Below are 26,016 nucleotides of genomic sequence, written 5' to 3'. Positions count from 1 at the left end.
AACCGCCCCGCCACGCAAGGGAGAGAGGAGCCGCCGACCGCCGAAAGGCGCAAAAAAGCGGGGCCCGGCGCATGAGCGCCGGGCCCCGTCTGCTTGTCGGGACTCGTGCGAAAAAAGGGATCAGCCTTCATCCTTCCGCTCCAGTTTGCCGTGCCGGAACCGCAGGGCGGGCGCTTCGGGCCGCCGCAGCGCAACGCCCAGCGCCGCCCAGCCGGCCGCCGCCGCCAGCAGGCACAGCCCCCAGCAGACAAAAAAGCCGGCGACCCACTGCCGGAACAGGCCGGCCGCGAGGCTTTCGGGGGGCAGCCAGTCCAGCCGGGCGCACAGCAGCGCCAGCGCGGCGGGCAGCACCGGCGCGCACAGCGCGGCCGCCCGGCCCAGCGTGGCGGCGCAGCCGCCCAGCTGCCGCCGGTCGCGGCTGGCCCGGTACAACATGGCCAGGCTGCCCGCCCCCAGCCCCAGGAAGAGGGTGACGGGCAGGGCGCTGGCCCGGCTGTATTGCAGCAGGATGTTCAGCAGGTTGGAAAAGGGGGTGCTCACCGCCCTGGTCCACAGCGCCGCCAGTTCCCGGCCCACCTGCCCCAGCAGTTCATCCTCCACCAGGGAGTCGAAGGGGGTCGGCCGCGCCGGCTGCACCGCATGGTAGGTCTCATCCACGCTGCGGATCAGCTCCCGGCGCACCAGCGCCTCGTCCCAGCTGTCGGTGAGGCTGGCGGGGGTCAGCTGGTACTCCCGGGCATAGGTCAGGCAGCTGGTGCGCAGGCCCTGCACCACCCGGGCCGGGTAGCCCGCGCGGTCCATGCAGCCCACCAGGTAGGGCGCGCGCCAGAGGGTGAGGCCCAGCGCCGCGAAGAGCGCGCAGAACACCGTGGCCAGGCAGGCCAGCCCCTCAAACAGCGCCAGCAGCGCCCGCCGGCGGCTCTCGTCGGTCATCCTTCCTCCCCCTTTCACGGCAGTTCCACCGTCGGGCCGCTGACCAGCCGCCCGAAGAGGAAATAGCGCATGGGCGTTTCGTACAGCGCGCCGAAGGGATAGCAGGTGTACAGCACCAGCTGCTCCTGCTCCGGGTGCAGGTCGTAGGCGTCGGCGTCGTCCGCCCGGGCGATCTTCCAGTCGGTGATTTGGTAGACGTATTCGCCGTAGCACAGTGACAACCGGACTTCATCGCCCACCTCCACCTTTTCCAGGTCGCGGAAATAGGTATTGGTGTGGCCGCCCACCAGCACGCACCCGCCCTGGCCGGGCAGGCCGGCCCCGGTGTACAGCCCCGCGCCCTGCTTGAGCAGGTCGTCGCTGTCGCCGTAGTACAGGGTGCAGTCCACCGCCGTGCCGCCGATGGCCAGGCTGCCCAGCGCGTCGCCGGGGGCGGGCTGGCTGTCCAGGCAGACGGTGTTTTCCGCCGGCGCGCGCTCGATCGAGGTGACCGGCACAAAGCCCCCCGCCGCCGCGCCGCCGCTCAGCCCCCGGGCCACCGGTGCGAGGGCGGCCAGCGCCGCGAGGGTGCTCAGGGCGCAAAAAACAAGGGGAAGAACCAGGTTCTTCCCCTTGTTGTGAAACAGGCGCAGGATGTTCGCCTTCATCCGGATTACTGATCCAGACCGCTCTTCTTCATGGCAACAACGCCGCCCACCAGGGCCACGCCGGCCACCACCGCCAGAGCGGTGAGCGCCACGCTCATGTCAGCGCCGGTCTTCTTGATGGGGTTGGAAGCAGCCACGGGCGCGGGGGTCGCGGCAGGAGTGCTGCCGCCGTTATCGTTGTTACCGCCGTTGTCGTTGCCGCCGCCGTTGTTGTTCTGCTCACCGGACAGATCGGGCTGGTTCACGTTGCCCGCAGAAGCAAAGACCACGTTGTAGACGGAGAAGTGGGGCACCCAGGCGGTGAGGATCACGCCGCCGTCAGCCCGGTTGATCACGGAGGTCACGCTGTCCAGCTTCTGGGTGGAGCCGTCGGCAGCGGTGTAGGTGAGGTACGCATTGCTGGCGCTGACAGGGCTGTTGCCCACCACGCTGGCGGGCAGGACAAAGCTCACCAGATAGCCCAGATCGCTCTGGGTGCCGGAAGCGGTAGCCTCAAAGGTGACGGTCAGGGGCTGGCCATTCGCAGCGGGAGTGACCGACATGCCGTTCACGGTCACGGCGTCGCCGCTCTGGCCGTTGCCCACGATCGCCACTTCCGCGCTCTCGCTGGTGCCGGCCACCGCAATGCTGCCCTTGTCGCTCTCGGTGCCGGTTTTGGTCAGCACCGCGCTCACATGCTGGGCGGTCAGGTTGCTCACGTCGGAATTGGTCGTGGTGATGGCGCTCACCACCGCCGCGGCGGCAGACTCGGCAGCGGCCACATTGTTGCTGGCCAGCGCGTTGCCGATCTGGGTCACAAGCTGCCCCTCATTCTGCATCTGGCCCTCGGTGGCCGCGGCGAAAGCGGGCATGGACAGGGTGAACGCCATGACAGCCGCGATCGCAATGGAAAGCATCTTTTTCATGATTTCGACTTCCTCCTCATTATGGCTTTCTCGGTGTATCTCCCGCCGCCCGGGAAGCCCGAGATCATCAGGGAGCTACAGCGTCTCCATTATAGTACAATAAAATCAAAAAGTCACTGTTCAGATCGATGAATTTTCGCCTTATTTTTCCCGGAAACTTGTGAGCTTTTCTCACAAAGTCAGGGTTTCCACCTGATTTGCCAGCACAAGGGCGGGAAACAGCAGCAGCAGGCCCGGCGCAAAGCAGGCCCATGCCCCCTTTTGGGGCGGGACGGGCGGCATGGCCGCGAAGGCCGCCGCCACAAAGCACAGCGGCAGCAGCATGGGGCTGGTGATGCTGAAAAGGGCCAGCGCACCGTAGCCGGCCAGGGTCAGCGCCGCGAAGGGGCGCGCGCGCATCCCCTGCAGGATGTGCCACACCAGGAAGGCCACCCAGCAGGCGGCCCCCAGCGCTCCCCCGCACACCAGGTGCTGCAGGTATTCGTTGTGGGCGCTGTCAAAGACCTCGCCGGTGAGCACGATCAGCGTGGTGGTGTGCCGGGGGTTGAGCAGGGCGTTCACCCCGTCCGCCCCCACGCCGAAGAGTTTCTGCAGCGGCGGCAGTTCCCGGTACTGCTGCCACAGCACGCCCCACACGTCCCAGCGGCTGGACCCCCAGCCGGACTTGAGCCAGAACGCGCCGTTCAGCGGCCCCAGCGACACCCCGAACAGGCTGGGCAGCGCAAAGCCCACCGCCAGCAGCGCCACGGCCGCGATGCCCAGCGGCCGGAACAGCCGCCAGGGCGCAAAGGTCCGCGCCGCGCACACCGCCGCCACCGCCAGCGTCACCGCCAGGCCGGCCAGCGCCACCGGCGGCCGGGTGAGCAGGGCGGAGCCGGTGCGCAGCACCACGCGGCTGGTCGCCCCCCCGGCCAGCGCCAGCCCGGTGGCCAGCGCCGCGGCGCACACCCCCGCGCCCATGCGGCTCACCAGGCCCAGCTGCGCCGCGGTGAGCCGCCGGTCGCAGCAGAGCAGCGCCAGCATCGCCCCCAGGGCCACCCATGCCGTGTCGGTGTTGGCGATGATCAGGCCGGAGAGGATCACCGCGCCCGCCGCGCCCGCCAGGCCCCGGCCCGCCCGGCTGCGGGCGGTGAACACGCAGCGCAGCGCCGAGGGAAAGCACAGGCACAGAAAGCCGGCGAAGAAATTCAGGTTGCCCAGGGTGCTCAGGTACAGATCGCCGGTTCCCGGCAGGGTGCAGTAGTAGCTGCCCAGCGGATCCAGCATCCAGAAGTTCAGCCAGCCCAGCGCCGCCGCCAGCGCGCCGGCGGCGGTGAGCAGCACCGTGAGCGCCGGCCATGCCTCGCCGGGGCAGAACAGCCGCACGATCAGGTAGGCCGCCGTGCACAGCGCGAACAGCGCCAGGCCCGCCCGCCGGCCGTTCAGCCCCCACAGGGCCGTCCACCGGTTGTCGCTCATGGCCCAGGCCGCCAGATAGCACCCGCACAGCAGCGGCGCGCACAGGATGCTGGCCGACAGCCGCCCAGGCTGGAGGGCGAAGGCCCGCGGCCGCAGCGCGAAGCACGCCGCCAGGCCGATGGCCCCCAGGCCCACAAAGCCCGCCAGCAGGTCGAACTTGGCGTGCACCAGGTCCAGGTACATATTCCGCAGATACAGCGGCACCCACACGCACAAAGCGCAGGCCCACATCCCGGCGAAGAGGGCCGCGGGGCGGTGCCGGGCCGCCGGAAGGGAGGAAAATCGCATCCGTCCGCTCCCTTACTGCCCGTCGGAGGCCGCGGAGGAGGCCGCGCCGTCCACGATGGCGGGGCCCTCCGTCAGGTCGGCGTACACGAAGTAGCGCTCGTCGGTGTACTGGGTGGTGCCGAAGGGATAGCAGGTGTACAGCACCAGGTTCTCGTGATCCGCCTCCAGGTCGTAGGCGGTGGTGTCGGTATCGGTGGCCACCCGGGTGCCGGTGACCCGGTACTTGTAATCACCGTAGCGGGTGGAGACCAGGATCTCGTCCCCCTCCTCCACGCTCTCCAGGTCCCGGTAGTAGGTGTTGGTATGGGCGCCGGAGATGATGGTGCGCCCCTCGCCGGGGATGCCCGTCCCGGTGTACAGCCCCGCGCCCTTGTCAAATTCCGCGTCGGAATCGCCGTAGTAGAGGTCGCAGTCCACCTGGGTGCCCTCGATAGAGATGCGGCCCAGCTTGTCCCCCGGCTGGGGGTAGCCGCCGGTGGCCGCCAGGTCCACCGTGGCCGGCACGGGGGTGGGGGTGGGCACCGGGGTGGCCGCGGGCGCCGAGGAGGACGGGGCCGCGGGCTCCTGCCCGCCCCGCAGCAGAACGGCCGCCGCCACCGCGATCAACAGGATCGCCGCCGCCGCGATCCCCACCGCCACCGCGGGCCGCACGCCGCGCTTTCTCGGTTCTTTTCTGTAAACTGCCATGATTGCCTTCTCCTTCCGTTTCACGTTTCCACAGGGCAAATTATAGTCTTCCGCCGCCGCGAATTCAACTCCCCGCGCCCCTTGGAGGGGCAGGTTTTTGACACTTTCGTTCTTTTTTTGTCCACAAATATACGGTATAATAAAGCAAATGCCCCCGCCGGGGGCGCGGCGGGCCGGCCCGCCGGAGGACGCGCGCCCGCCCGCGGGGCGGAGCAGGGAGGGAGAAAACAGGATGGCAAGTGAAAAGATCCTGATCGTGGACGACGATCAGAATATCTGCGAACTGCTGCGGCTGTATCTGGCCAAGGAGGGCTACCAGCCGGTCATCGCCACCGACGGCGAGGCCGCCGTGGCCGCCTTTGAGAGCCAGAAGCCCAGCCTGGTGCTGCTGGACGTGATGATGCCCAAGATGGACGGCTGGGAGGTGTGCCGGCGCATCCGCGCCGCGGGCGACACCCCGGTGATCATGCTCACCGCCAAGGGCGAGACCTTCGACAAGGTGCTGGGCCTGGAGCTGGGGGCGGACGACTATGTGGTCAAGCCCTTCGACACCAAGGAGGTGGTGGCCCGCATCAAGGCGGTGCTGCGCCGCTGCCACGCCGGCGAGGGGGGCGACAAGAACGTGATCCAGTTCGAGAACCTCTCGCTGGACATGAGCCAGTACCAGCTGAAGGTGAAGGGCAAGATCGTGGAGGCGCCCCCCAAGGAGCTGGAGCTGCTGGCCTATCTTGCCGGCCACCCCAACCGGGTGTTCACCCGGGATCAGCTGCTGGACGAGGTGTGGGGCTTCGAGTACTACGGCGACTCCCGCACCATCGACGTGCACATCAAGCGCCTGCGGGAGAAGCTTGAGGGCGCCAGCGACAAGTGGAGCCTCAAGACCGTGTGGGGCGTGGGCTACAAGTTTGAAGTAAAGGACTGAACCTTCCATGCGCAAGAGCATCAGCTCGATGTATTTCAGCACCACCGCGGCGCTGCTGATCGTCAGCACCGCCGTGCTCTGCGCCATCCAGATGTACCTGGTGATGGGCTACTTCAAGCAGGACAAAAAAGAGTCGCTCAGCGAGGTGGTGTCCATCGTCACGGCGCAGATCCGCCTGCGGCAGCAGACGGAGGACACCGCCGCCCTGGACCCGGAACTGGCCCAGAAGATCCAGGAGAGCCTGGCCCTCATCAGCGAGACCAGCAGCACCGTCATCCTGTTCACCGACGAGAGCGGTGTGGTGAAGGTGTGCAGCGAGGGGCCGGGCAGCCCGATCGTGGGCCGGCAGGCGCCCGCCGCGGCCCTGACCGCGCTGTCCGCCGGCACCGGATTTTTTGAGACCGGCACCCTGGGCGGGCTGTACGCCGGCGCCTGCTACACCGTGGGCGGCGCGGTGGAGGACGCCGGCGGCACGCCGCTGGGCTATGTGTTCGCCTCCTCCAGCGCGGGCAGCCTGCGGGTGTTCGTGGGGGATATGTTCTCCAGCTTCGTGCTGGCCGCCGGGCTGATGCTGCTGGCCTCCAGCGTGCTGGCCATCTTCTTCACCACCCGGCTCACCACCCCGCTGCGGCGCATCAGCGAGGCCGCCCGCAAGTTCGGCGGCGGCGACTTCAGCGTGCGGGTGCCGGTGGACGGCGACGACGAGGTGGCCCAGCTGGCGGTCACCTTCAACAACATGGCCCGCAACCTGGAGACCATCGACTCCAGCCGGGCCAGCTTCATGGGCAACATCGCCCACGAACTGCGCACCCCCATGACCAGCATCAAGGGCTTCATCGACGGCATGCTGGACGGCACCATCCCCGACGAGATGCGCCAGCACTATCTGGGGCTGGTGAGCCAGGAGGTAGGGCGGCTGACGCGGCTGATCCAGAACATGCTGGACATCTCGAAACTCGAGGCGGGCGAATACCGGGTGAACGCCCACAGCTACGACGTGTGGGAGAGTCTCACCGGCGTGGTGTTCAGCTGCGAGCAGCGCATCGAGGATCAGGGGGTGGAGATCCAGGGCCTCGCGCCCCAGAAGACCCCCGTCTACGCCGACCCGGACCTTGTATACCAGGTGGTGTACAACCTCTTCGACAACGCCCTCAAGTTCACCCCCAAAGGCGGCTACATCCGCTTTTCGGTGCAGAAGGCGGGGGGCTTTGTCACCGTGTCGGTGGAGAATTCCGGCCAGGGCATCAGCGCCGAGGCGCTGCCCTTCGTCTTCGAGCGCTTTTATAAGGAGGACAAGAGCCGGGGCCTGAACACCCGGGGCAGCGGCCTGGGGCTGCACATCTGCAAGGTGCTCATCGGCCTTTCCGGCGGCAAGATCTGGGCCGAGAGCGAGCAGGGGCGCTTCTGCCGCTTCAGCTTCACCCTCCCCTGCGACTGCTCGCCCGCCGAAAAGCGCAAGAACCACAAGTGACCCCCCTGCGCCGCGCCCGCCGGGCGCGGCGCTTTTTGCCCGCGGGGAATGTGCAAAAACCGTGAAAAAGGGCGCCGGCGATTTGCTTTTTGCGCCGGTTTGGGATAGAATAGTTTATATATTGCTATGTATAAGGGAGAGTTTGCCCATGACGCAACTGAGCGCCTCCATTCTGGCGGCGGATTTTTCGCGCCTCGGCGAGGATTGCCGGCGGGTGCTGGCGGCGGGCGCGGACATGCTGCACTTCGACGTGATGGACGGCCACTTCGTGCCCAACATCAGCTTCGGCGTGCCGGTGCTGCACAGCCTGCACGCCGCGCTGCCCGAGGCTTTTTATGACGTACATCTGATGATCAGCCATCCCCTTGCCTATGTGGACGCCTTCGCCAAGGCCGGGGCGGACCTCATCACCTTCCACCTGGAGAGCGAGGACGACCCGGACGCGGTGATCGGCGCCATCCATGCCGCCGGCTGCAAGGCGGGGCTTTCCGTCAAGCCGGGCACCGCCGCCGAGGCGGCGCTGCCCTTTCTGGAAAAGCTGGACCTGGTGCTGGTGATGAGCGTGGAGCCGGGTTTCGGCGGCCAGAAGTTCATGCCCCCGGCGCTGGACAAACTGGCCCTTCTGCGCGGCGTGTGCGCCGAGCGGGGGCTTTCCCCCTATCTGGAGGTGGACGGCGGCGTGGACGCGGTCACCGGGCCGCAGTGCGCGGCGGCGGGCGCCGACCTGCTGGTGGCGGGCAGCTTTTTGTTCGGCGCCCGGGACGCTGCCGCCGCGGCGCGGCAGCTGAAACGCCCCTGACCGGCGGCGGCATGCCGGAGAAAGGAACCCTATGAACATCAAACCCAAAGGGGCGGCCCCCCTCCGCGAGGACCAGGGCGCCCATACCGATCTTGTTTATATGTGCCTGCCGCTGATCGCCATGGCGGTGTTCTTCTACGGGCCGCGGCCGGCGCTGCTGTGCACGGTGGCGGTGGTCACCGCCAACCTGTGCGACCGGCTGGTGGCGCTGCTGCGCGGCCAGAAGTACGAAAAGGGCGAGTGGAGCAGTGAGGCCTTCGCCCTGCTGGTGACCCTGATGATGCCCGCCACCGCCAGCTATTACATGGTGGTGATCGGCACCCTGACGGCGGTGCTGGTGGGCAAGGAGGCCTTCGGCGGCTACGGCGCCTGCCTCTTCCACCCGGCGGCGGTGGGCTACGCGGTGGTGGCGGTGAGCTGGCCGGAGCGGATGTTCGCCTATCCCGACACCTCCCTCTTTGCCTTTCTGCCCCTGGGCAGCGTGACCGGCGTGAGCCTGGTGGACAGCCCCAGCCACATGCTGCGGGAGGGGGGCCTGCCCACCATCGACTCGGTGGACCTGGTGCTGGGCAACTACGCCGGGCCCATGGGCACCACCGTGCTGCTGGTGATCCTGGCCTGCGCGGTGTTCCTGCTGCACCGGCGGCGGATGGGCCTGGTGGTGCCGCTGAGTTTCATCTTCGCCTGCGCCTTCATCGCCTTCTTCTTCCCGCGGCTGGGGGACCTGGCCTTTGCCGCCCCCTGGGAGCAGCTGCTGGAGCGGCTGCAGGTGCTCAAGTACGAACTGTGCACCGGCGGCGTGCTGTTCGGCGCGGTGTTCCTCATCAACGATCCCGTCACCCTGCCCAAGTCCAACTCCAGCCGCCTGGTGTACGGGCTGGTGCTGGGCGTGGCCACCATGCTTTTCCGCTACTACGGCACCTACGAGACCGGCGTGTGCTTCGCGCTGCTGGCGGTGGGCGCTGTCTCCGGCTGGCTGGACCGGGCGGTGCAGCGGGCGATCCATCACAAGGGGGTGGTGCGGCGTGAATACTAAAAAGGCGATCTATCTGTCGGAGAACATGGCCCGCATCTCCCGGCGGGACCGCATCTTTTTGAACAACCCCGTCATCATGCAGGGCATGGGCCTGGCGCCGCTGGTGGTGGCCGCCACCAGCGGCCGCAACGCCCTGATGCTGAGTGTGGCGGTGGTGATGCTGCTCACCCCGGTGCGGGTGATCGCGGCGCTGCTGGCCCGCACCGGCTACTACCGGTTCCGGGGCCTGATCTACTGCCTCACCAGCGCCACGGTGTACATCGGCGTGTACTTCGCCATGCAGTCGATCTTCGATGTGGAGACCCTGCAGCTGGGCATCTACCTGCCCCTGCTGGTGGTGGAGCCGCTGATCATCAAGCGGTACGAGCGGCCCCAGAAGGAGCGGCTTGTCACCGCGCTGCGCAAGGGGCTGCGCACCACCTGCGGCTATGTGCTGGTGCTGCTGCTCATCGGCTGCCTGCGGGAGGCGCTGGTGTCCGCCACCGTGTTCGGCCGGGCCATCCCCCGGCTGCCCGCCGCCCTCTTCCCCATGGCGAGCCTGCCCGCCGGCGGCTTTCTGCTGCTGGGGGTGGTGTGCGCGGTGTGGCGCAGCGCGGTGAACCGCTACAAAAAATATGTGAACATGGAGGCGAAGCGAGGCCAATGAGTGATGTTTTACAAGCCTGCGCCACCTTCTTCCTCTTCGCGGTGACGGCCATGTTCGCCGAGAACGCCGTGTTCAGCCGGGCGCTGGGCGTCTCCCGCCTGGTGAAGCTGGTGGGCGACTCCACCGTGGACACCCTGGTGTTCGGCGGTTTGATGTGCGCGGTGCAGCTCATCAGCGCGCCGCTGGCCAAGGTGGCCAACGGCCTGATCCAGCCCCTTGCCTTCCGCAGCGCCATCCGGCCGCTGGTGTTCGTTTTGTGCAGCGCCGTGGCCTTCGCCGCCGTGCTGGGGCTGGTGCTGCTGCTCTTCAAAAGCGCCGCCAAGGACATCGTGGCCGTGCTGCCCATGGCCACCTTCAACACCGCGGTGCTGGGCGTGATGCTGCTCACCGCCACCCAGGGCTTTACCTGGGCCCAGACCATGGGCTTTGCCTTTGGCAGCGGCGTGGGCTACACCCTGGCGGTGGTGGTGGTCACCGAGAGCCAGCGCAAGCTCCAGAGCCGGTCGGTGCCGGCGGCCTTCAAGGGCCTGCCCATCACCCTGATCTACATCAGCATCCTGACGCTGGCCATCTACGCCTTTACCGGTCACCGTCTGGCCATCTGAGCCCGCCGGGGCGGCCGCCCCGCAGGCACCCACTCCCCTTAAGGAGGCGATCCTCATGGCAAGGAAAAATCTGGGCAAGGTCAAGCGCTATCACCGCAGCTTTTACAGCGGCGGCCAGCGGCTGCGCCGCATCCTCACCGGGGTGCTGGGGCTGGCCGTCCTCTTTGCCGCCGGCTGGCTGGTGGGCCCGGCGGTGATCGACTTCGGCACCAGCACCTGGTACAGTCTCAAGGCGGGCGGCGGGAACTCCGGCGCCACCTCCACTCCCCAGTCCGCCCCCGCGGCCGAGGCCAGCCCCGCGCCCGCCGCCACCCCGGCGCCCACCCCGGCGCCGGCCATGGAACCGGGGGAGGGCGGCTGGGCCTTCGTGAGCATCTCGAGCCTCTCCAGCGCCGAGCAGGCGGCTGCCACCGCCCAGGACCTCGCCGCCGAGGGGGTGCGCTACGCGGTGGTGCCCTGCAAGGACAGCCAGGGCTACATCTACTACCAGAGTTCGGTGGCCGCGGCCCAGACCAACATCTCCGCCACCACCTTTGACGCCGCCGCCGTGGGGGCGCTGAAGGAGGCGGGCATCACCCCGGTGGCCTCCATCTGCGCCTTCCGGGACCCCCAGGCCCCCTATGTGGACCGCACCATGGCGGTGCGCTACCAGGACACTGAGTACTTCTGGCTGGACGCCGCCGCCGACGCGGGCGGCAAGCCCTGGCTGAACCCCTATTCCCAGGGGGCGGCGAACTACATCACCGCCCTGATCGACGAGGCCCGGGCCATGGGCTTTGAGCAGATCTGGCTCACCGGGGTGCAGTTCCCCACCATCGCCGGGCGGGATAAAGCCAACTTCGGCGACACCGGGGGCCTGTCCATGGGCCAGCGCCTTGCGCAGCTGCTGGAAGGCTGGCAGGCGGGGGGCGACTGCTGGGTGGAATACCCCCTGGCGGAGGTGGCCGCCGGCGCCGACAGTCAGGTGCTGGGCGCCTCCTGCGCGGACCTGGGCGTGAAGAACCTGGCCATCCGGGTGGAGGGCGACCTGAACGAGGAGCAGCAGATGCAGCTGGACGCCGCCGTGGCCGACGCCAAGGCGGGCGGCGTTGCCAACGTGGCCCTGGTGCAGGGCGACAGCTTCACCCTGCTGTGAGAGGAGGACGTGCGATGGACCCCTGTTTCGTGCCCGGCCGCATCCTGCTGCCGGAAAAGAGCGTGCCGGTGAGCCAATGGGCCTGCCTTGCCTGCGACCAGTTCACCAGCCAGCCGGACTACTGGGAACAGGCGGCCGCCCTGGCGGCGGGCGGGCCCAGCGCCCTGAACATCGTGCTGCCGGAGGTCTACCTGGACAAGGTGGACACCCCCACCCGCATCCGGGCCATCCACGAGGCCATGGAGCGGTATCGCGACGAGGTGCTCACCCGCTGCGTCAACGGCCTTGTGTATGTGGAGCGCACCCAGACCGACGGCACCGTGCGGCAGGGGCTGGTGGGGCTCATCGACCTGGAGCAGTACGACTGGCGCCCCGGCACCCATCCCGCGGTGCGGCCCACCGAGGGCACCGTGCCCAGCCGCATCCCGCCGCGGCTGGCGGTGCGGCGGGGGGCGTGCCTGGAGAGCCCCCACATCCTGATGCTGGCGGACGATGAAGGCCGCACCCTGGTGGAGCCGGTGGCCGCCCAAACGGCGCGGCTGCCCCTGCTGTACGAGGGCGAACTGGCCCTGGGCGGCGGCTCCATCCGGGGCTGGGCGGTGGAGGACCCCGCCCTGCTGGCCGGGGTGGAGGCGGCGCTGGCCGCCCTGGGCAGACAGAAAGCCTTTGACGAAAAATACCCCGGGGCGGCCGGCGCGCCGCCCATGACCCTGGCGGTGGGGGACGGCAACCACAGCCTGGCCACCGCCAAGGCCTTCTGGGAGGAATTGAAGCCCACCCTGCCCGAAGAGGAGCGGACGAGCCATCCCGCCCGGTGGTGCCTGGCGGAGGTATGCAACCTGCACAGCGATGCCATCGCCTTCGAGCCCATCCACCGGGTTGTGTTCGGGGTGCCGGGGCTGCAGCTGCTGGCGCGGCTGAAGGAGTGGTGCCAGGCAAAGGGCATCGGGGTGGACGGCCCCGCCGCCCCCGGTGACCAGGCCATCACCCTGGTGCACGGCGCCTGGCGGCGGGCGGTGCGCCTTTCCGGCAGCCCGGAGCCGCTGGCGGTGGGCACGGTGGAGGCCTTCCTGGCGGACTACCTCAAGCGCAACCCGGCCTGCTCGGTGGACTACATCCACGGCGAGGACGCGGTGGCCCAGCTGTGCGAGGCGGGCAACACCGGCGTGCTGCTGCCGCCCTTTGAGAAGGGGGACCTGTTCCGGGGCGTGGTGCTGGGGGGCGTTCTGCCCCGCAAGACCTTCAGCATGGGCCACGCCCGGGACAAGCGCTATTATTTGGAGTGCCGGGCCATTCTGTGAGCCCGCCGTGACGCGGCCCTTTCCCCGCGGGGAGGGGCGCTTTCTCGGGGGCCGGGCATTGCCCGGCGCCCCTTTGTGTGTATCAGGAGGAATATGGATTTCAGTGAATTGCAACTCATCCGCCCGCTGCTGCGGGCGGTGGAGGAGGCGGGCTATACCAGCCCTTCGCCCATCCAGCAAAAGGCCATCCCGCCGGTGCTGGCCGGGCGGGACCTGCTGGGCTGCGCCCAGACCGGCACCGGCAAGACGGCGGCCTTCGCGCTGCCCATCCTGCAGCGGCTGGCGGCCGAACAGCCGCCCCAAAAGGGCATCCGGGCCCTCATCCTCACCCCCACCCGGGAGCTGGCGCTACAGATCGACGAGTGCTTTGCGCTGTACGGCAAATACCTGAAAGTCACCCACACGGTGATCTTCGGCGGGGTGGGCCAGGCCCCCCAGGTGGCGGCGCTGCAAAAGGGGGTGCAGGTGCTCACCGCCTGCCCCGGACGGCTGAACGACCTGATCGGCCAGGGCTATGTGGACCTGTCCCGGCTGGAGGTCTTCGTGCTGGACGAGGCCGACCGGATGCTGGACATGGGCTTCATCCACGACGTGAAGAAGGTCATCCGCCAGCTGCCGGCAAAGCGGCAGAACCTGCTCTTCAGCGCCACCATGCCCAAAGAGATCGAGCAGCTGGCCGCCGGCATCCTGCAAAAGCCGGTGAGCGTGAAGGTGGACCCGCCCTCCAGCACGGTGGACCGCATCGACCAGAGCCTCTACCGGGTGGCCAAGGCGGACAAAAAACGGCTGCTGGCGGTGCTGCTGGCCGACCCGGCGGTGAGGAACGCCCTGGTGTTCAGCCGCACCAAGCACGGGGCCAACGCCATCGCCGCCTTTCTGACCAAACAGGGCATCGAGGCGGCGGCCATCCACGGCAACAAGAGCCAGAGCGCCCGGGTGGCGGCGCTGGAGGGCTTCAAGGCCGGGCGGCTGAAAGCCCTGGTGGCCACCGACATCGCCGCCCGGGGCATCGACATCAGCGATCTTTCCCATGTGTTCCAGCTGGACCTGCCGGAGGTGCCCGAGACCTATGTGCACCGCATCGGCCGCACCGGCCGGGCGGGGGCGGAGGGCACGGCGGTGGCCTTCTGCAGCCCGGAGGAAGAGGAGTACCTCGCCGCCATCGAAAAACTCATCCGCAAAAAGATCCCGGTGCGCAAGACGCCCGCCCTGCCCCGCCCGGCGCAGGAGGGAGCCTCTGCGCCGGCCGCACCCGCGCCCCGCAGCGAGCCGAAGGCGGCGCGGACGCCGCAACAACCATCCCAGAGGGAGGAAAAGATCATGGAACAGAACGGTCAGCAAAAGCCCGGCCAGGCCCTCTCGGCCAGCGCCAAGCGACGCCGGCGCCGCCGGCGGGCGGCAGCCTCCGCCGCGGAGGCCGCCGCCCAGAACCAGAGCGGCCAGGCCCGGCCCGCGCCCTCCGGCCCCAAGCAGAACGCCCCCCGGCAAGGCGCGCAGAACAGCCAGGGCGGCCAAAGCGGCCAAAGCCGGGGCGAGCGCCGCGGCGCCGTCGGTGGCACGCCGCCCCGGGGCCAGAAGAATCCCCCCCGGCCCGGCAGGGAACGGGCCGACCAGGGCAGCCCCCGGCGGGCGGAGAAGGCCGCCGCGCCCCGCGTCCTTGACGACGACCCCGGCCTGCTGCTGATCTCCCGCAAGCCGCCGGCCCAGAAGTTCGCCAGTTTTGAGGAGTACATGAAGAGCCGGGGCGGCCCCGGCGCGCCCATCGAGGGCGACGAAGAGTGAAAAAGCGCGGCGCCGCCAAAAATCTGTTGCCGCGGCAACAGATTTTGATGATACCACTGCTATAATAAGACCCCGAACGGCCCGGAAAGGGCCCGGGATAAAAGGAGCGATCAGACATGAGTGCGATCAAAGCCATGGACGACCTGTGGTGGGTGGGCGTAGAGGACCACGACCTGCGGGTGTTCGACATCGTTATGCACAGCGATTGGGGCACCAGCTACAACGCCTACGCGGTGCGGGGCACCGAGGGCGTGGCGCTGTTCGAGACGGTGAAGGAGAAATTCTTCGACGAGTATCTGGAAAACATCCAGCAGGTTTGCAGCCTGGACGAAGTGCGCTACATCGTGGTGGGCCACACCGAGCCCGACCATTCCGGCAGCATGGAAAAGCTGCTGAAGCTGGTCCCCAATGCCACGGTGGTGGGCAGCGCCACCGCCCTGACCTTCCTGAAGGAGATCGTCAACGGGCCCTTCAAATCCCGCGCGGTGAAGGACGGCGACACCATCGACCTGGGCGGGCGCACCCTCACCTTCCTGAGCGTGCCCTTCCTGCACTGGCCGGACAGCATGTACACCTACATCCCCGAGATGAAGGCCCTGTTCACGGTGGACTCCTTCGGCTGCCACTACGCCGACGACCGGGTGTTCAACGACCAGGTCGAGGGCGACTTCACCGAGGCCTACAAATACTACTTTGATTGCATCATGGGCCCCTTCAAGCCCTTCGTGCTGAAGGCGCTGGACAAGATCAAGGGCCTGGACATCCAGTTCATCGGCAACGGCCACGGCCCGGTGCTGCGCACCGACATCCCCAAATACCTGGAGATGTACCGCCAGTGGGCCACCCCCGTGGCGGTGCCCGCCGACCAGCGCCGGGTGGCCATCGCCTATGTGTCCGCCTACGGCTACACCCGCATGATCGCGAACGCGGTGGCCGAGGGCCTGGCGGACGCGGGGGTGAAGAAGGTGGAGCTCTACGACCTGGTGGAGGCCGACCTGGCCACGGCCCGCGCCGCGGTGCAGAGCGCCGACGGCTTTTTGCTGGGCAGCCCCACCCTCATCGGCGACGCGCTGCCCCCCGTCTATGAGATGCTCATCGGCCTGAACCCCATCATCCACAAGGGCAAGCCGGCGGGCGCCTTCGGCAGCTACGGCTGGAGCGGCGAGGCGGTGCCCAAGCTGATCGCCCAGATGCAGGCCATCGGCCTGTCGCTGCCGGTGGAGGGGCTGAAGATCCGCTTCAAGCCCAGCCAGGAGCAGCTGGAACAGGCCCGGCAGTACGGCCGCGACTTCGGCGCGGCGGTGCTGACCTGAACCCCGCAGTCAGGACCCCCGGCTAAGCCGGGGGCTTGAGTAGGCCCTGGAAGGGCCTCATACCGGCAAGCCTCTCAAGAGGCATTGAATTATCCACCTCTTGCATCACTTGCACGGCAGCCCGTAAACGGGCATTGCTTTTCCACAAATTAACTTTTGGGCAACCATAAAGTTGCTGTTCTTTTCTCGCTTCGCTCGGTACTTGAAGCTAAAGCTTTTTGACACTCCCCGGCAGAGCCGGGGGTTGCCTTTACGCTTAAGCAGACAAACCAAAGCGTCCCTGCCCGTTTCGGGCAGGGACGCTTTTCTTGTTTTCGCTCAGCGCCGCCGCAGCGCAAAGGCGGTGGCCAGGGCCAGCAGGCCGGTGGTGAGGATGGTGGAGGCCCAGATGAGCATGTTGCCGTCGGAGAGGATCTGCACGATGGAGAGCACCGACGCCAGGATGGACACGATGCCGAAGAGGGTGATGAGGTTGATCACCGTCTCGCTGCGGGCGCGCTCCAGCTCCTGCTGGTGGGCGGCCAGGATGTCCAGCTTGGCGCTCACGTCCGCCACCGCGCTCTCCACATCGTTCACCTCCAAAAGGTTCGCGAAGATCTGCTTGACGTTGCGCCAGCGGGAGAGGTTCGCCGGGGCGGGCATCGGCGGCGCGGCGGTGCTGGACGCAGGGGCGGGCTGGTATCAGTGCCCGGCCTGCGGGGCCCTGTTCGTGCCCACCCTGGCGGAGTATGTGAAGGGGTACCACACCCTCACCCGCCGCAGGCTCACCTGCCCGGCGTGCGGCAAACGGGGCATGTGCCGTCACCGGGTGGTGCGCTGACCGCCAAACCGCAGGAGGGCGGCCTCCTTTGCGGGGCCGCCCTCGTATGTTTTCAAGCTGGTTCCCGGCCCTTTGAGATAATACAATTTGTATTATCTTGTCAGGATTCAACTTTTTCATGAAAAAACAGCCTCTCGGCCAAAGGTCCGGGAGGCTGTTCTCTCATCGTCCGGTTTACAGATCGTCCGCGTCCTGGGTGGGGCGCTCGTCCGGGTCATCCGCCGGGGTGCCGGTGTAGCTGCCCAGCGGGTCATGCTCGCTGCCGCGGGCGGCCTTGACGACCTTGCGCACCATCTTGGGCAGGACGTTGTCCTTCTCTTTTTTCATGCTGTTCCCCCTTTTTGCGCTGGTCTGTGCATATAGCCTGCCCGGCCGGCCCATGCTACATACACATCCGTGTCTGGCAAAAGGAGGGGGACCACCCATGCGCAAAAGCGGCCCGCGGGCCTTTTGGATCTCGTTTTTTCTCACACTGGCCATCCTGATGCCCCTTTTGGGGGCATTTGTGTTCTATTCCGCCTGGCAGGAGCGGGAATCGGCCCCGGCGGCCGGCTCCCAGAGCGGCGTGCCGGTGCAGCGGCCCACGGCCGCCAACGACCGCACGGTGCTGGTGGCGGTGGCCGCCGAGCGGCCCGCCTTTGTGCTGCTGCGGCTCAACGCGCTGGAGCCGGCGGTCACCGTCTGCGTGGTGCCCGCCGAGAGCGTGCTGCTGGGGCCGGGGGGCACGGTGCTGCTGGCGGACAGCTACACCAGCGCCGGCCCCGCCCGGGCGGCGCAGCTGCTGGGCGAGACGCTGAACATCTCCATCGACCGGTACATCGCCATCACGCCGGGCAGCCTGGGCGAAGTGTGGGGCGAACTGGAACCGGTGCGGGTGAACCTGACCGGCCTGCTGGAGCAAAGCGAACTGGACGCCCTGGGCCTTGCCGGCGACCCGGTGCTGTCGCTGCAGCCGGGGGAGGCCACCGCCTTTCTGGACTCGCTGGACCTGCCGGTGGCCCGGCTGGCCCGGGTGCGGGGGGCGGTGTGGCAGGCGGCGCTGCGTCAGCAGCTGGAGAGCCTGCCCACCGCCCTGCCCGCCGGGCTGCGGGCGGTGAGCGGCAGCCTGCTGACCGACCTCACCGCCGCCGACCTCTACGACCTGGCGGACACCCTGGCCTGGCTGGTGAAGGAGGGGGCCGAGGTCACCGCCGAGACGGTGCCCGGCCGCTACGACACCCACAGCGGCCGCTACGACTTCGCCCAGGACAGCATCGCCTTCGCCACCCGGATGTTCCCGCCGGCCCAGGGCGCGGACGCCTCGCCCGCGCCCTCCGCCTCCGCCGTGGTGTCCGACCCGCTGCAGCCCGAAGAGACGCTCACCCCCGCCACGCAGCCCTGAGCGCGGCCGCCGCCTCCCCCACCTGTTCGTCGGCCAGCGCGCCGTAGCCCACCACCACCGTGCGGGGGGCGCACCGCTCCGGCCGGGCCAGATAGTAACCCGAAAGGCCCGCCAGCCGCACCCCCGCGGCGGCGGCCCGCTTTACCATCTCCTCCTCGTCGGGGCCGTTGTGCAGCTGCAACAGAAAATGCAGCCCGGTGTGCCGCCCGTAAAAGCGGGTGTTTTCGGCCCCCAGGGCCTCCTCCAGCGCGGCGGTGAGGGCCAGCATCCGGGCCCGGTAGCGCCCCCGGGCCCGGGCCAGCTGCCGGGCGAAGTGGCCCTCGTCCATATAGATGGCCAGCGTCTGCTGCTCAAAGCGGCTGACGGTGGAGGAATATCCCCCGAAGGCCGCCTCGAACCGGCTCAACAGGGGCAGGGGCAGCACCATGTAGGCGATGCGGATGCTGGGGGCCAGGCTGCGGGAGAAGGTGGACAGGTAGATCACCGGCCCCTCCCGCCCGGCCATGCCCTGCAGGCTGGGCAGCGGCCGCACGTCGAACCGGAACTCCGAGTCGTAGTCGTCTTCAATGATGTAGCGCCCCGGCGCGGCGGCCGCCCAGTTCAGCAGCCGGCTGCGCCGGCCCACCGGCATCACCGCCCCGGTGGGGAACTGGTGGCTGGGGGTCACATACACCAGCCGCGCCCCCGCCGCCGCCAGCGCCTCCGGGTCCAGGCCCTGCCCGTCCACCTCCACCGGCACGCAGCGGATGCCGTTGTTGTGCAAAATGCGCCGGGTGCGGGCGTAGCCGGGGTTTTCCAGGGCGGTGATGGGGTTGCCCGTCACCCGGGCCAGCAGGCCCAGCAGATACTCCACCCCCGCGCCCACCACCACCTGATCGGGGGTGCAGTCCACCCCCCGCCAGGCCCGCAGGTGCCGGGCGATGGCCGCCCGCAGCTCGATATCGCCCCGGCCCTCCCCGTGGGCCAGCAGCCCCGGGCGGCTGTAGAGCAGTTCCTTCTGGATGCGCGCCCAGGTGCGGAAGGGAAAGAGGCCGGTGTCCACCCCGCCGGTGGACAGGTCGAACTTCCATTGCCGCGCCGGCGCCGCGGCCCGGGCCGGCCCATTTGCCGCCGCGGGGGACGGCGGGGCCAGGGGCGGCTGGTAGGGCCGTACATAGAACCCCGACCGGGGCCGCGCCTCCAGCCAGCCCTCCGCCGCCAGCAGCTGGTAAGCCCCGTCCACCGTGTTCACGCTCACCCCCAGCTGCCCGGCCAGCGTGCGCTTGCCGGGCATTTTTTCCCCCGCCCCCAGCTGGCCGGCCCGGATCTGCCCCGCCACCGCCCGGTACAGCTGTTCGTACAGCGGCCCCTGCTCCTCGGGCGAAAAGGTGATCTGCAGCATCGTTTTCCCCTTCTTTCTCAAACTGACCCCATAAAAAATATTTTTTCTGGATATTTCAATAGGTTCAGTGCGGCGTATAATGGTAGCATAGAGCGCGGGGAGAAGAAAGTCAAGCCCCGCGGCCCGGGGGGTGGGAAAGCCGCCGGGCGGGGAAGGAGTTTTGGATATGCCAAGAAGCAACGAGAAAGTGCAGCGGCTGGTGCTCATCGGCCTGCTGGCGGCGCTGGTGTTCGTGTTCACCTACATCGGCTTCGACGTGCCCAGCCCCCTGGGCAAGGCCAAGGTGCACATGGGCAACGTGATGTGCCTGTTGGGCGGGCTGCTGTTCGGCGGGGTGCCGGGGGGCCTGGCGGCGGGCATCGGCTCGGGCCTGTTCGATCTGCTGGACCCGGCCTGGGCGCCGGAGTTCTGGGTCACCGCCATCAACAAGTTCGTCATGGGCTTTGTGGCGGGGGTGCTGGTGCACAAACTGCCCTTCAGCCGCCATGTCAACTACTGGCTGGCGGGCGTGGGCGGCGCGGTGAGTTACAGCACCCTGTATGTGCTGAAGAACATCATCTGGGGCCACTTCGTCAGCGGCTTTGCCTGGCAGGTGGCGGTGGCGGAGACCCTCACCGTCAAGCTGCCGGTCACCCTGACCAACGCGCTGATCGCGGTGGTGTGCTCGGTGCTGCTGGCGGAAGCCCTTTACCCGGCGCTGCACCGGGCGGGGCTGTTCGCCCGGGAGATGTGACACAGGCAAAAAAAGGAGACCCCCGCGGGGTCTCCTTTTTTCTGTGTCAGAAGCCGGGCAGCACCGGGTCGTCCAGCCGGGCGGTGATGGCAAAGGGCCGCTGGTCGGCCCGGTGCACCTCGTCCCCCGGTTCCAGCCTGCCCAGCAGCAGGGGAGAGGCCGGGTCGTGGAAACAGTAGTTGTGCTGGGCAAGGCGGGCGTCGGTGTTGGCGTAGCAGTAGCGGCAGCCGTTGGGGCAGCTGTCGTAGGCGCCGATGTCCCGGGTCTCGATGCAGCGGCAGCCCGCGCGCATGCCCCGGTGCACCCGGTCCTTGAACACCACCCCGTTGGCCCGGCCCAGGGTCTCCAGGGTCATGCAGCCGGCGGAGCGGATGCCAAAGGCGGAGAGATCCTCGTCGGTGGCGCAGGTCTGCAGCGGCAGGCCGTACTTGGCGGCGACGGCCCCCATCCCCGCCGCCAGTTCCCGCCGGGCCGCGGGGGGCACCGGGCGCAGTTCGGGCATGTTCACCGCCAGCTTGCGATAGAGTTCCACAAAGCTGAAGATGCACCGGTCCACAAAGGGGGCCAGCTGGCGGGCCATGGCCTCGAAGGTGGCCAGGTGGCGGGCCACGGTGTACTTTTCGGTCAGCAGCACCGGGTCGTACCGCCAGGCCACCCGCTGCCGGCCCACCTGAGCGGACAGCTCCTTCAGCGTCTGGACGCCCGCCTCGATGGGGGGCACCCCCGGCTCGATGTCCCTGCCGTAGGCGGTGATGGTGTAGAAGAAATAGCTGGCGAACCGGTCGGTCACTTCGTGCAGCCGGGGCAGGATGGGCCGGTAATCCTTGGAGCAGAACACCACGCAGTCCACCTTGTCCGGCACAAGGTCGTAGCGGGTGACCAGCTGGGGATAGCGGGGGTTGCGCACCAGCACATACCCCTCGGCAAAGCGGCGCAGCAGCCATTCGGAATAATACTGGACGGTGTCCGTCCGCCCGCCGGTGTTGATGATCAAGCCCCGTCCCCCCTTTTGCCCCCTCGCGGGCAGGCTGCCTCTATTATAGCGCGGCGGACGGATTTTTCCAAACGGGCCCGGGTGTTTTTCGGCGGGGCGCAAACGGCGAAAAAACGGTGAAAATTGCCCTGGACGGCTGGCAAAACCCGCCGGAAGGTTTGCACTGTCGGGCAAAATGGTGTAGAATGGTTTTAAGTATGCACGCCGCGTCAGCGGGGCGCGTGCCAGAGAACAACGACCAGGAAAGGGGTTCCCGTCGTGAATTCAAAAAAACAGAAACCCTCCGGTTTTTCCGGCAGGATCCATACTTTTATCATGAGCCCCGCCGGGCTGCCCGTGCTGGTGGGCGCGATCGGCGTGCTGGTGGTGGCGCTCGTCGTGCTCATCGTGTTCGCGGTGCGCGCCGGCGCCGAGCCGGGCAGCGCCTCCACCAGCTGGTCGGAGCCGGCCAGCGACGCCTCCTACGACGCCTCCGCCGGCAAGGTGAACAAGGAGGAGTTCACCGGCACCATCCTGCCCGAGACCGAGGACGCGGGCCAGGAGTACCTGGATGAGACCCTCTTCATCGGTGACTCCAACACTGCCCGCTACATGTACTACGGGCCGGACGACGACTCCGACGTGCACTTCACCACCATCGAGAACACGGTGGGCGTGGTGAGCGCCGGCGTGCAGAACATCACCAGCCTCAAGTGGGAGCACTTTGTGGGCAAGGGCGAGATGGCCATCCCCGGGATCGTGGAGATCATGCAGCCCAAACGCATCATCATCGGCTTCGGCACCAACAACCTCACCATGGCCACCGACACCTTCATCGAATACTACACCGAGGGCCTGGCGGCCATCCATGAGGCCTACCCTTACGCCGACATCATCGTCAGCGCCATCCCCCCGCTGGACAAGGAGCGCAGCAACACCAACCTGTCCATGACCCAGGTGGACCGGCTGAACACCGCCATCGTGGAGATGTGCGAGGCGGAGGGCTACAAGTATCTGGACACCAGCGAGGCTTTGGAGGACCCGGAGACCGGCTGGGCCAAAAAGGACTACACCCTCACGCTGGACGGCGTGCACCTGAGCAAAAACGGCGCCCGGGCGCTGTTCCAGTACATTCGCACCCACGCCTGGATCACCGAGGACACCCGGCCCAAGCCCCTGAAGGAGATCCCCAGGATCAACGGCGTCACCCCCGGCCTGATCACCCAGGACCCCATCGGGGTGCGGGGCTCCGGCGTGCCGGTGGAGATCTCCGCCGGCGAGGGCGGCCATGTGGAGGGCGAGACCAGCCAGAGCGTGAAGAAGGGCCAGCAGACCAGCATGATCACCGCGGTGGCGGACGAGGGCTGGGAGTTTGACCACTGGAGCGCCAGCCTGGGCTTCATCGACCAGCAGGAGAGCATCATGTTCACCGTGCCCCAGGAGGCGGACGCCAACGGCATCTTCCTGACCGCCCACTTCCGCCGGGTGGAGCAGGAACCGCAGCCGACGCCCAGCCCGTCGCCCTCGCCCACGCCGGCCCCCGTCTGCACCTGCACCACCCTGTGCAGCGCCGCCGCCCCCAACCTGACCTGCCCGGTGTGCAAGGCTGACCCCACCCAGTGCAAGGGCACGCCGGCTGCCACCACGCCGCCGGCCGCCACCACCCCGCCGGCTGCCACCACGCCGCCCGCGGCCACCACACCGCCGGCCGCCACCACCCCGCCGGCCGCCACCACGCCGCCGGCGCCCACCCCCTGCCCCCACACCAACAAGGTCGTGAATAAGGTGGACCCCACCTGCGGCGCGGACGGCTCCGAGACGGTGACCTGCGCGGACTGCGGCGCGCAGATCAGTTCCACCGTGCTTCCGGCCACCGGCCAGCATAACTATATGAACGGCGTGTGCACCGTCTGCGGGGCGGCGGACCCCACGCCGCCCGCCAGCAGCAGCTCCGACGTGCAGCAGGCCCCGCCCGCTGAGACGCCCCCCGCCGCCGACACCGTGCAAGCCGAGGGCGGGGCGGGCTGAGCCCGCGGCCTGAAACGATCCCGGCCGGGGCGCCGCTCTCACGCGGCGCCCCGGCTTTTCTCTGCCGCCCCCAACACCGGGCGCGCCCGTTTCAACGAGGAGGAACCATGGAATCCACTGTGAAAAAGCAGGGCCTTTTGCGGCGCTTCTGGCCCTATCTGAAACCCTACCGGCGCATCCTGTTTTTTGACCTTTTCTGCGCGGCGCTCACCACCCTGTGCGACATGGTGCTGCCGCAGATCATGCGCTTTCTCACCAACACCGCCGTCACCGACGCCTCGCTGCTCACCGCCGGCGTGGTGCTGCGGCTGGGGCTTTTGTACCTTTTGCTGCGCATCGTGGACGGCCTGGCCAACTACTACATGGCGGACATGGGGCATGTGATGGGCGTGTATGTGGAGACCGACATGCGCCGGGACGCCTTTGCCCACCTGCAGCGGCTGGGCTACACCTACTACTCCAACACCAAGGTGGGGCAGATCATGGGCCGCATCACCAACGACCTGTTCGACGTGACCGAGTTCGCCCACCACTGCCCGGAGGAGTTCTTCATCGCCGCCATCAAGATCACCGCCAGCTTCGTCATCCTCTGCCGGTCCAGCGTGGCGCTCACCCTCATCCTCTTTGCCTGCGTGCCGCTGATGGGGGTGGTGTCCACCCTCATCAACCTGCGGCTGCGGGCTGCCTTCCGCCGCCAGCGGGTGCAGATCGGCGAGTTGAACGCCCGCATCGAGGACAGCCTCTTGGGCGAGCGGGTGGTGAAGGCCTTCGCCAACGAGGGGGTGGAGATCGAGAAGTTCCGGCGGGACAACGAGGCCTTCAAGGCCATCAAAAAGCAGACCTACCGGTTCATGGCCGCCTTCCAGACCTCCACCCGCCTGTTCGACGGGCTGATGTACCTGGTGGTGATCGTGGCGGGCGGGCTGTTCCTGGTGGCCGGTCGCATCGCCCCCGGCGACCTGGTGGCCTACATGCTCTATGTGAGCACCCTCATCGCCACCATCCGCCGCATCGTGGAGTTTGCCGAGCAGTTCCAGCGGGGGGTCACCGGCATCGAGCGCTTCTGCGAGATCATGGACGCCCCCGTGGAGATCACCGACGCGCCGGGCGCGAAACCCCTGGCGGTGAAGGAGGGGGCCATCCGGCTGGAGGATGTCTCCTTTGAGTATCCCGACGACCACAACCGGGTGCTGCGGGGGGTGGACCTGGAGATCCGCCCCGGCGAGAAACTGGCGCTGGTGGGGCCCTCCGGCGGCGGCAAGACCACCCTGTGCAACCTCATCCCCCGGTTCTACGACGTCACCGGCGGGCGCATCCTCATCGACGGGCAGGATGTGCGGGACGTGACGCTGGACAGCCTGCGGGGCGCCATCGGTGTGGTGCAGCAGGACGTGTATCTCTTCAGCGGCAGCGTGTACGAGAACATCGCCTACGGCAGGCCCGGCGCCACCCGGCAGGAGGTGGAGGCGGCGGCGAAGCTGGCCGGGGCCCACGAGTTCATCACAAAACTCAAAGACGGCTACGACACCTATGTGGGCGAGCGGGGGGTGAAACTCAGCGGCGGGCAGAAGCAGCGCATCTCCATCGCCCGGGTATTCCTCAAAAATCCACCCATCCTCATCCTGGACGAGGCCACCAGCGCGCTGGACAACGAGAGCGAGGTGCTGGTGAACCGCAGCCTGGAAGCGCTGGCCAAGGGGCGCACCACCCTGACCATCGCCCACCGGCTCACCACCATCCAGAACGCCGACCGCATCCTGGTGCTGGGCAAAGAGGGCATCGAGGAGCAGGGCACCCACGCCGAACTTCTGGCCAAAAAGGGCGTCTACTACCGGCTGTGGAACGGCCTGGTGGGCGCGGAAGAATGACCGCTGTTTGTGGCTTGCGCGCCCCTTTCATGAAACTGCGCAAACATATCAGGAGCGAGGTGGGACCGCCGGTCGCCCCTCGCTCTTTTTATGCCGCTTTCAGCAGCTTTCAAAAAGGGCGCCTTTCTATCGCCCCGGAAATGTGGTATCATAGGCGTGCAAAAAACGAGTGAAGAGCAAAACAGGCGGCAATAAAGGGGAGGCATGATGAAGCACTATTTCATGGTGGACCAGGCGCGGCACCGCGCGCTGGCAAAGCAATGGATGCGGCATTCGCCGGGGTACCCGGTGTGGATCGTGGCCACGGTGCTGCTGCTGTTGTTCGGGGTGTATGTGGGGGCCAGCAGCTATCTGGACTTCTGTGTGAACGCCATCAACAGGGACACAGTGCCCATGATGACGGTGGTCAGTGTGGTGTTCGGCCTTCTGGCCTGCGTGCCCGCCCTCTTTCCCTATAAGGTCTGGCGGATCGTCAAGGGCGGGCAGCTGTACTACATGGCCGAGATGCAGCTGTACTGCGACGAGCAGACGCTGTACTTTTCCTGCCACCCACGCAAGGACCGGCATTTCCCCCAGAGCATCCTGGTCAACTTCATTCCCTTCAGCGACATCCGCAAGGTGCGGGTGGAACGGGACATCCGGCTGGTGACGGTGGAGGGGGACAGCCAGTATGAACTGTATCGGAAAGCCCTTGGGCTGGCATACCGGGAGGACACTTCTTCCGGCCGGTTCGAGCGGTGGAAAAGCTTTCGGTTTTTCCTGTGCCTGAAAGATGAAACGGACTTTTTTGACGTGCTGGCAAAGAAAGGTGTCCCGGTCGAGTATATGTAAACCAAGGAGGAAGGAATCATGAAAAAGAAAGCGCTGATTTTTTCTTTTGTTGCGGCAACCCTTGCGCTGGCGC

The 26,016-nt window shown here is 67.7% G+C and carries 25 protein-coding genes; 16 read left to right on the top strand and 9 right to left on the bottom strand.

All coding sequences use genetic code 11. The features are described 5' to 3' along the window. Positions 1 to 120: 120 nt before the first annotated feature. The 5 genes from ACH2A7_RS06985 to ACH2A7_RS06965 all read right to left on the bottom strand — a co-directional run bounded on the left by ACH2A7_RS06985 (position 121) and on the right by ACH2A7_RS06965 (position 4,918). On the bottom strand, positions 121 to 933 hold the full coding sequence (locus ACH2A7_RS06985) for a hypothetical protein (RefSeq protein ID WP_394960971.1): 813 nt from the start codon (positions 931 to 933) through the stop codon (positions 121 to 123). Between the two features lie 14 nt (positions 934 to 947). Then, positions 948 to 1,580, bottom strand: a complete 633-nt coding sequence (locus ACH2A7_RS06980; RefSeq protein ID WP_394960969.1) for a class D sortase — start codon at positions 1,578 to 1,580, stop codon at positions 948 to 950. 5 nt (positions 1,581 to 1,585) lie between these two features. Then, complete coding sequence (locus ACH2A7_RS06975; RefSeq protein ID WP_394960968.1) at positions 1,586 to 2,485, bottom strand: hypothetical protein; 900 nt, start codon at positions 2,483 to 2,485, stop codon at positions 1,586 to 1,588. A gap of 171 nt (positions 2,486 to 2,656) precedes the next feature. After that, a complete protein-coding gene (locus tag ACH2A7_RS06970) occupies positions 2,657 to 4,231 on the bottom strand; it encodes an O-antigen ligase family protein (RefSeq protein ID WP_394960967.1) in 1,575 nt (524 codons plus the stop codon). Positions 4,232 to 4,243: 12 nt separating this feature from the next. Further along, entirely contained in the window at positions 4,244 to 4,918 is a 675-nt protein-coding gene (locus ACH2A7_RS06965; protein ID WP_394960966.1) for a class D sortase, read from the bottom strand. Positions 4,919 to 5,150: 232 nt separating this feature from the next. Between ACH2A7_RS06965 and ACH2A7_RS06960 the strand changes: the two genes are divergently transcribed. The 10 genes from ACH2A7_RS06960 to ACH2A7_RS06915 all read left to right on the top strand — a co-directional run bounded on the left by ACH2A7_RS06960 (position 5,151) and on the right by ACH2A7_RS06915 (position 15,928). Next, the gene (locus ACH2A7_RS06960) at positions 5,151 to 5,840 is read left to right on the top strand and encodes a response regulator transcription factor (RefSeq protein ID WP_394960965.1); all 690 of its coding nucleotides are present in this window, start codon (positions 5,151 to 5,153) and stop codon (positions 5,838 to 5,840) included. Positions 5,841 to 5,847: 7 nt separating this feature from the next. Further along, the gene (locus tag ACH2A7_RS06955; protein ID WP_394960964.1) at positions 5,848 to 7,311 is read left to right on the top strand and encodes a sensor histidine kinase; all 1,464 of its coding nucleotides are present in this window, start codon (positions 5,848 to 5,850) and stop codon (positions 7,309 to 7,311) included. A 148-nt stretch (positions 7,312 to 7,459) separates the two neighbouring features. Further along, positions 7,460 to 8,110: a ribulose-phosphate 3-epimerase gene (gene rpe / locus ACH2A7_RS06950; RefSeq protein ID WP_394960963.1), complete on the top strand. Its 651-nt coding sequence runs from the start codon at positions 7,460 to 7,462 to the stop codon at positions 8,108 to 8,110. 31 nt (positions 8,111 to 8,141) lie between these two features. Next, the gene (locus tag ACH2A7_RS06945) at positions 8,142 to 9,146 is read left to right on the top strand and encodes an RnfABCDGE type electron transport complex subunit D (RefSeq protein ID WP_394960962.1); all 1,005 of its coding nucleotides are present in this window, start codon (positions 8,142 to 8,144) and stop codon (positions 9,144 to 9,146) included. After that, a complete protein-coding gene (locus tag ACH2A7_RS06940) occupies positions 9,136 to 9,792 on the top strand; it encodes an Rnf-Nqr domain containing protein (RefSeq protein ID WP_394960961.1) in 657 nt (218 codons plus the stop codon). Before ACH2A7_RS06945 ends, ACH2A7_RS06940 begins: the two co-directional genes overlap by 11 nt. Continuing rightward, a complete protein-coding gene (locus ACH2A7_RS06935; protein ID WP_394960960.1) occupies positions 9,789 to 10,397 on the top strand; it encodes an Rnf-Nqr domain containing protein in 609 nt (202 codons plus the stop codon). The genes ACH2A7_RS06940 and ACH2A7_RS06935 overlap by 4 nt, the downstream gene beginning before the upstream one ends. A 55-nt stretch (positions 10,398 to 10,452) precedes the next feature. Next, a complete protein-coding gene (locus tag ACH2A7_RS06930) occupies positions 10,453 to 11,532 on the top strand; it encodes a putative glycoside hydrolase (RefSeq protein WP_394960958.1) in 1,080 nt (359 codons plus the stop codon). A 14-nt stretch (positions 11,533 to 11,546) separates the two neighbouring features. Beyond that, a complete protein-coding gene (locus ACH2A7_RS06925) occupies positions 11,547 to 12,833 on the top strand; it encodes a DUF1015 domain-containing protein (RefSeq protein ID WP_394960957.1) in 1,287 nt (428 codons plus the stop codon). A 93-nt stretch (positions 12,834 to 12,926) separates the two neighbouring features. Then, positions 12,927 to 14,615 (top strand): DEAD/DEAH box helicase, encoded by a 1,689-nt coding sequence (locus ACH2A7_RS06920; RefSeq protein WP_394960956.1) that lies wholly within the window; start codon positions 12,927 to 12,929, stop codon positions 14,613 to 14,615. A gap of 116 nt (positions 14,616 to 14,731) precedes the next feature. Further along, the gene (locus ACH2A7_RS06915; RefSeq protein WP_394960955.1) at positions 14,732 to 15,928 is read left to right on the top strand and encodes an FprA family A-type flavoprotein; all 1,197 of its coding nucleotides are present in this window, start codon (positions 14,732 to 14,734) and stop codon (positions 15,926 to 15,928) included. A gap of 318 nt (positions 15,929 to 16,246) precedes the next feature. On the opposite strand, the gene ACH2A7_RS06910 is transcribed toward ACH2A7_RS06915, so the two are convergent. Beyond that, a complete protein-coding gene (locus tag ACH2A7_RS06910) occupies positions 16,247 to 16,510 on the bottom strand; it encodes a hypothetical protein (protein WP_394960954.1) in 264 nt (87 codons plus the stop codon). A gap of 19 nt (positions 16,511 to 16,529) precedes the next feature. Here ACH2A7_RS06910 and ACH2A7_RS06905 point away from each other — a divergent pair, with 19 nt between their 5' ends. Further along, a complete protein-coding gene (locus ACH2A7_RS06905; protein WP_394960953.1) occupies positions 16,530 to 16,748 on the top strand; it encodes a hypothetical protein in 219 nt (72 codons plus the stop codon). 174 nt (positions 16,749 to 16,922) lie between these two features. On the opposite strand, the gene ACH2A7_RS06900 is transcribed toward ACH2A7_RS06905, so the two are convergent. Further along, the gene (locus ACH2A7_RS06900; RefSeq protein ID WP_394960952.1) at positions 16,923 to 17,075 is read right to left on the bottom strand and encodes a hypothetical protein; all 153 of its coding nucleotides are present in this window, start codon (positions 17,073 to 17,075) and stop codon (positions 16,923 to 16,925) included. A 97-nt stretch (positions 17,076 to 17,172) separates the two neighbouring features. Here ACH2A7_RS06900 and ACH2A7_RS06895 point away from each other — a divergent pair, with 97 nt between their 5' ends. Further along, positions 17,173 to 18,129: a hypothetical protein gene (locus ACH2A7_RS06895; protein WP_394960951.1), complete on the top strand. Its 957-nt coding sequence runs from the start codon at positions 17,173 to 17,175 to the stop codon at positions 18,127 to 18,129. Here the strand turns inward: ACH2A7_RS06895 and ACH2A7_RS06890 are convergent. Next, positions 18,107 to 19,510, bottom strand: a complete 1,404-nt coding sequence (locus tag ACH2A7_RS06890) for a PLP-dependent aminotransferase family protein (protein ID WP_394960950.1) — start codon at positions 19,508 to 19,510, stop codon at positions 18,107 to 18,109. The two genes, ACH2A7_RS06895 and ACH2A7_RS06890, sit on opposite strands and share 23 nt — an antisense overlap. Before the next feature lie 166 nt (positions 19,511 to 19,676). Between ACH2A7_RS06890 and ACH2A7_RS06885 the strand changes: the two genes are divergently transcribed. Further along, positions 19,677 to 20,243: an ECF transporter S component gene (locus ACH2A7_RS06885; protein ID WP_394960948.1), complete on the top strand. Its 567-nt coding sequence runs from the start codon at positions 19,677 to 19,679 to the stop codon at positions 20,241 to 20,243. A gap of 46 nt (positions 20,244 to 20,289) precedes the next feature. Here the strand turns inward: ACH2A7_RS06885 and ACH2A7_RS06880 are convergent, their stop codons facing one another. Beyond that, a complete protein-coding gene (locus ACH2A7_RS06880) occupies positions 20,290 to 21,237 on the bottom strand; it encodes a DUF1848 domain-containing protein (RefSeq protein WP_394960947.1) in 948 nt (315 codons plus the stop codon). Positions 21,238 to 21,495: 258 nt separating this feature from the next. On the opposite strand from ACH2A7_RS06880, the gene ACH2A7_RS06875 reads away from it, so the two are divergent. The 3 genes from ACH2A7_RS06875 to ACH2A7_RS06865 all read left to right on the top strand — a co-directional run bounded on the left by ACH2A7_RS06875 (position 21,496) and on the right by ACH2A7_RS06865 (position 25,943). Then, positions 21,496 to 23,244: a GDSL-type esterase/lipase family protein gene (locus tag ACH2A7_RS06875; protein WP_394960946.1), complete on the top strand. Its 1,749-nt coding sequence runs from the start codon at positions 21,496 to 21,498 to the stop codon at positions 23,242 to 23,244. A 107-nt stretch (positions 23,245 to 23,351) separates the two neighbouring features. Further along, positions 23,352 to 25,112, top strand: a complete 1,761-nt coding sequence (locus tag ACH2A7_RS06870; protein ID WP_394960944.1) for an ABC transporter ATP-binding protein — start codon at positions 23,352 to 23,354, stop codon at positions 25,110 to 25,112. A 207-nt stretch (positions 25,113 to 25,319) separates the two neighbouring features. After that, positions 25,320 to 25,943: a hypothetical protein gene (locus ACH2A7_RS06865; RefSeq protein WP_394960943.1), complete on the top strand. Its 624-nt coding sequence runs from the start codon at positions 25,320 to 25,322 to the stop codon at positions 25,941 to 25,943. Positions 25,944 to 26,016 lie beyond the last annotated feature (73 nt).

The sequence above is a fragment of the Candidatus Allofournierella merdavium genome, assembly GCF_944382735.1.
Lineage (GTDB): Bacteria > Bacillota > Clostridia > Oscillospirales > Ruminococcaceae > Allofournierella_A > Allofournierella_A merdavium.
This window is presented reverse-complemented; position numbering and strand designations above follow the sequence as displayed.

Excerpts from the sequence above, each read along its gene's own strand:
- ACH2A7_RS06985 (WP_394960971.1), bottom strand. The coding sequence starts at position 933 with ATGACCGACGAGAGCCGCCGGCGGGCGCTGCTGGCGCTGTTTGAGGGG.
- ACH2A7_RS06980 (WP_394960969.1), bottom strand. The coding sequence starts at position 1,580 with ATGAAGGCGAACATCCTGCGCCTGTTTCACAACAAGGGGAAGAACCTG.
- ACH2A7_RS06975 (WP_394960968.1), bottom strand. The coding sequence starts at position 2,485 with ATGAAAAAGATGCTTTCCATTGCGATCGCGGCTGTCATGGCGTTCACC.
- ACH2A7_RS06970 (WP_394960967.1), bottom strand. The coding sequence starts at position 4,231 with ATGCGATTTTCCTCCCTTCCGGCGGCCCGGCACCGCCCCGCGGCCCTC.
- ACH2A7_RS06965 (WP_394960966.1), bottom strand. The coding sequence starts at position 4,918 with ATGGCAGTTTACAGAAAAGAACCGAGAAAGCGCGGCGTGCGGCCCGCG.
- ACH2A7_RS06960 (WP_394960965.1), top strand. The coding sequence starts at position 5,151 with ATGGCAAGTGAAAAGATCCTGATCGTGGACGACGATCAGAATATCTGC.
- ACH2A7_RS06955 (WP_394960964.1), top strand. The coding sequence starts at position 5,848 with ATGCGCAAGAGCATCAGCTCGATGTATTTCAGCACCACCGCGGCGCTG.
- rpe (WP_394960963.1), top strand. The coding sequence starts at position 7,460 with ATGACGCAACTGAGCGCCTCCATTCTGGCGGCGGATTTTTCGCGCCTC.
- ACH2A7_RS06945 (WP_394960962.1), top strand. The coding sequence starts at position 8,142 with ATGAACATCAAACCCAAAGGGGCGGCCCCCCTCCGCGAGGACCAGGGC.
- ACH2A7_RS06935 (WP_394960960.1), top strand. The coding sequence starts at position 9,789 with ATGAGTGATGTTTTACAAGCCTGCGCCACCTTCTTCCTCTTCGCGGTG.
- ACH2A7_RS06930 (WP_394960958.1), top strand. The coding sequence starts at position 10,453 with ATGGCAAGGAAAAATCTGGGCAAGGTCAAGCGCTATCACCGCAGCTTT.
- ACH2A7_RS06925 (WP_394960957.1), top strand. The coding sequence starts at position 11,547 with ATGGACCCCTGTTTCGTGCCCGGCCGCATCCTGCTGCCGGAAAAGAGC.
- ACH2A7_RS06920 (WP_394960956.1), top strand. The coding sequence starts at position 12,927 with ATGGATTTCAGTGAATTGCAACTCATCCGCCCGCTGCTGCGGGCGGTG.
- ACH2A7_RS06915 (WP_394960955.1), top strand. The coding sequence starts at position 14,732 with ATGAGTGCGATCAAAGCCATGGACGACCTGTGGTGGGTGGGCGTAGAG.
- ACH2A7_RS06900 (WP_394960952.1), bottom strand. The coding sequence starts at position 17,075 with ATGAAAAAAGAGAAGGACAACGTCCTGCCCAAGATGGTGCGCAAGGTC.
- ACH2A7_RS06895 (WP_394960951.1), top strand. The coding sequence starts at position 17,173 with ATGCGCAAAAGCGGCCCGCGGGCCTTTTGGATCTCGTTTTTTCTCACA.
- ACH2A7_RS06890 (WP_394960950.1), bottom strand. The coding sequence starts at position 19,510 with ATGCTGCAGATCACCTTTTCGCCCGAGGAGCAGGGGCCGCTGTACGAA.
- ACH2A7_RS06885 (WP_394960948.1), top strand. The coding sequence starts at position 19,677 with ATGCCAAGAAGCAACGAGAAAGTGCAGCGGCTGGTGCTCATCGGCCTG.
- ACH2A7_RS06870 (WP_394960944.1), top strand. The coding sequence starts at position 23,352 with ATGGAATCCACTGTGAAAAAGCAGGGCCTTTTGCGGCGCTTCTGGCCC.
- ACH2A7_RS06865 (WP_394960943.1), top strand. The coding sequence starts at position 25,320 with ATGAAGCACTATTTCATGGTGGACCAGGCGCGGCACCGCGCGCTGGCA.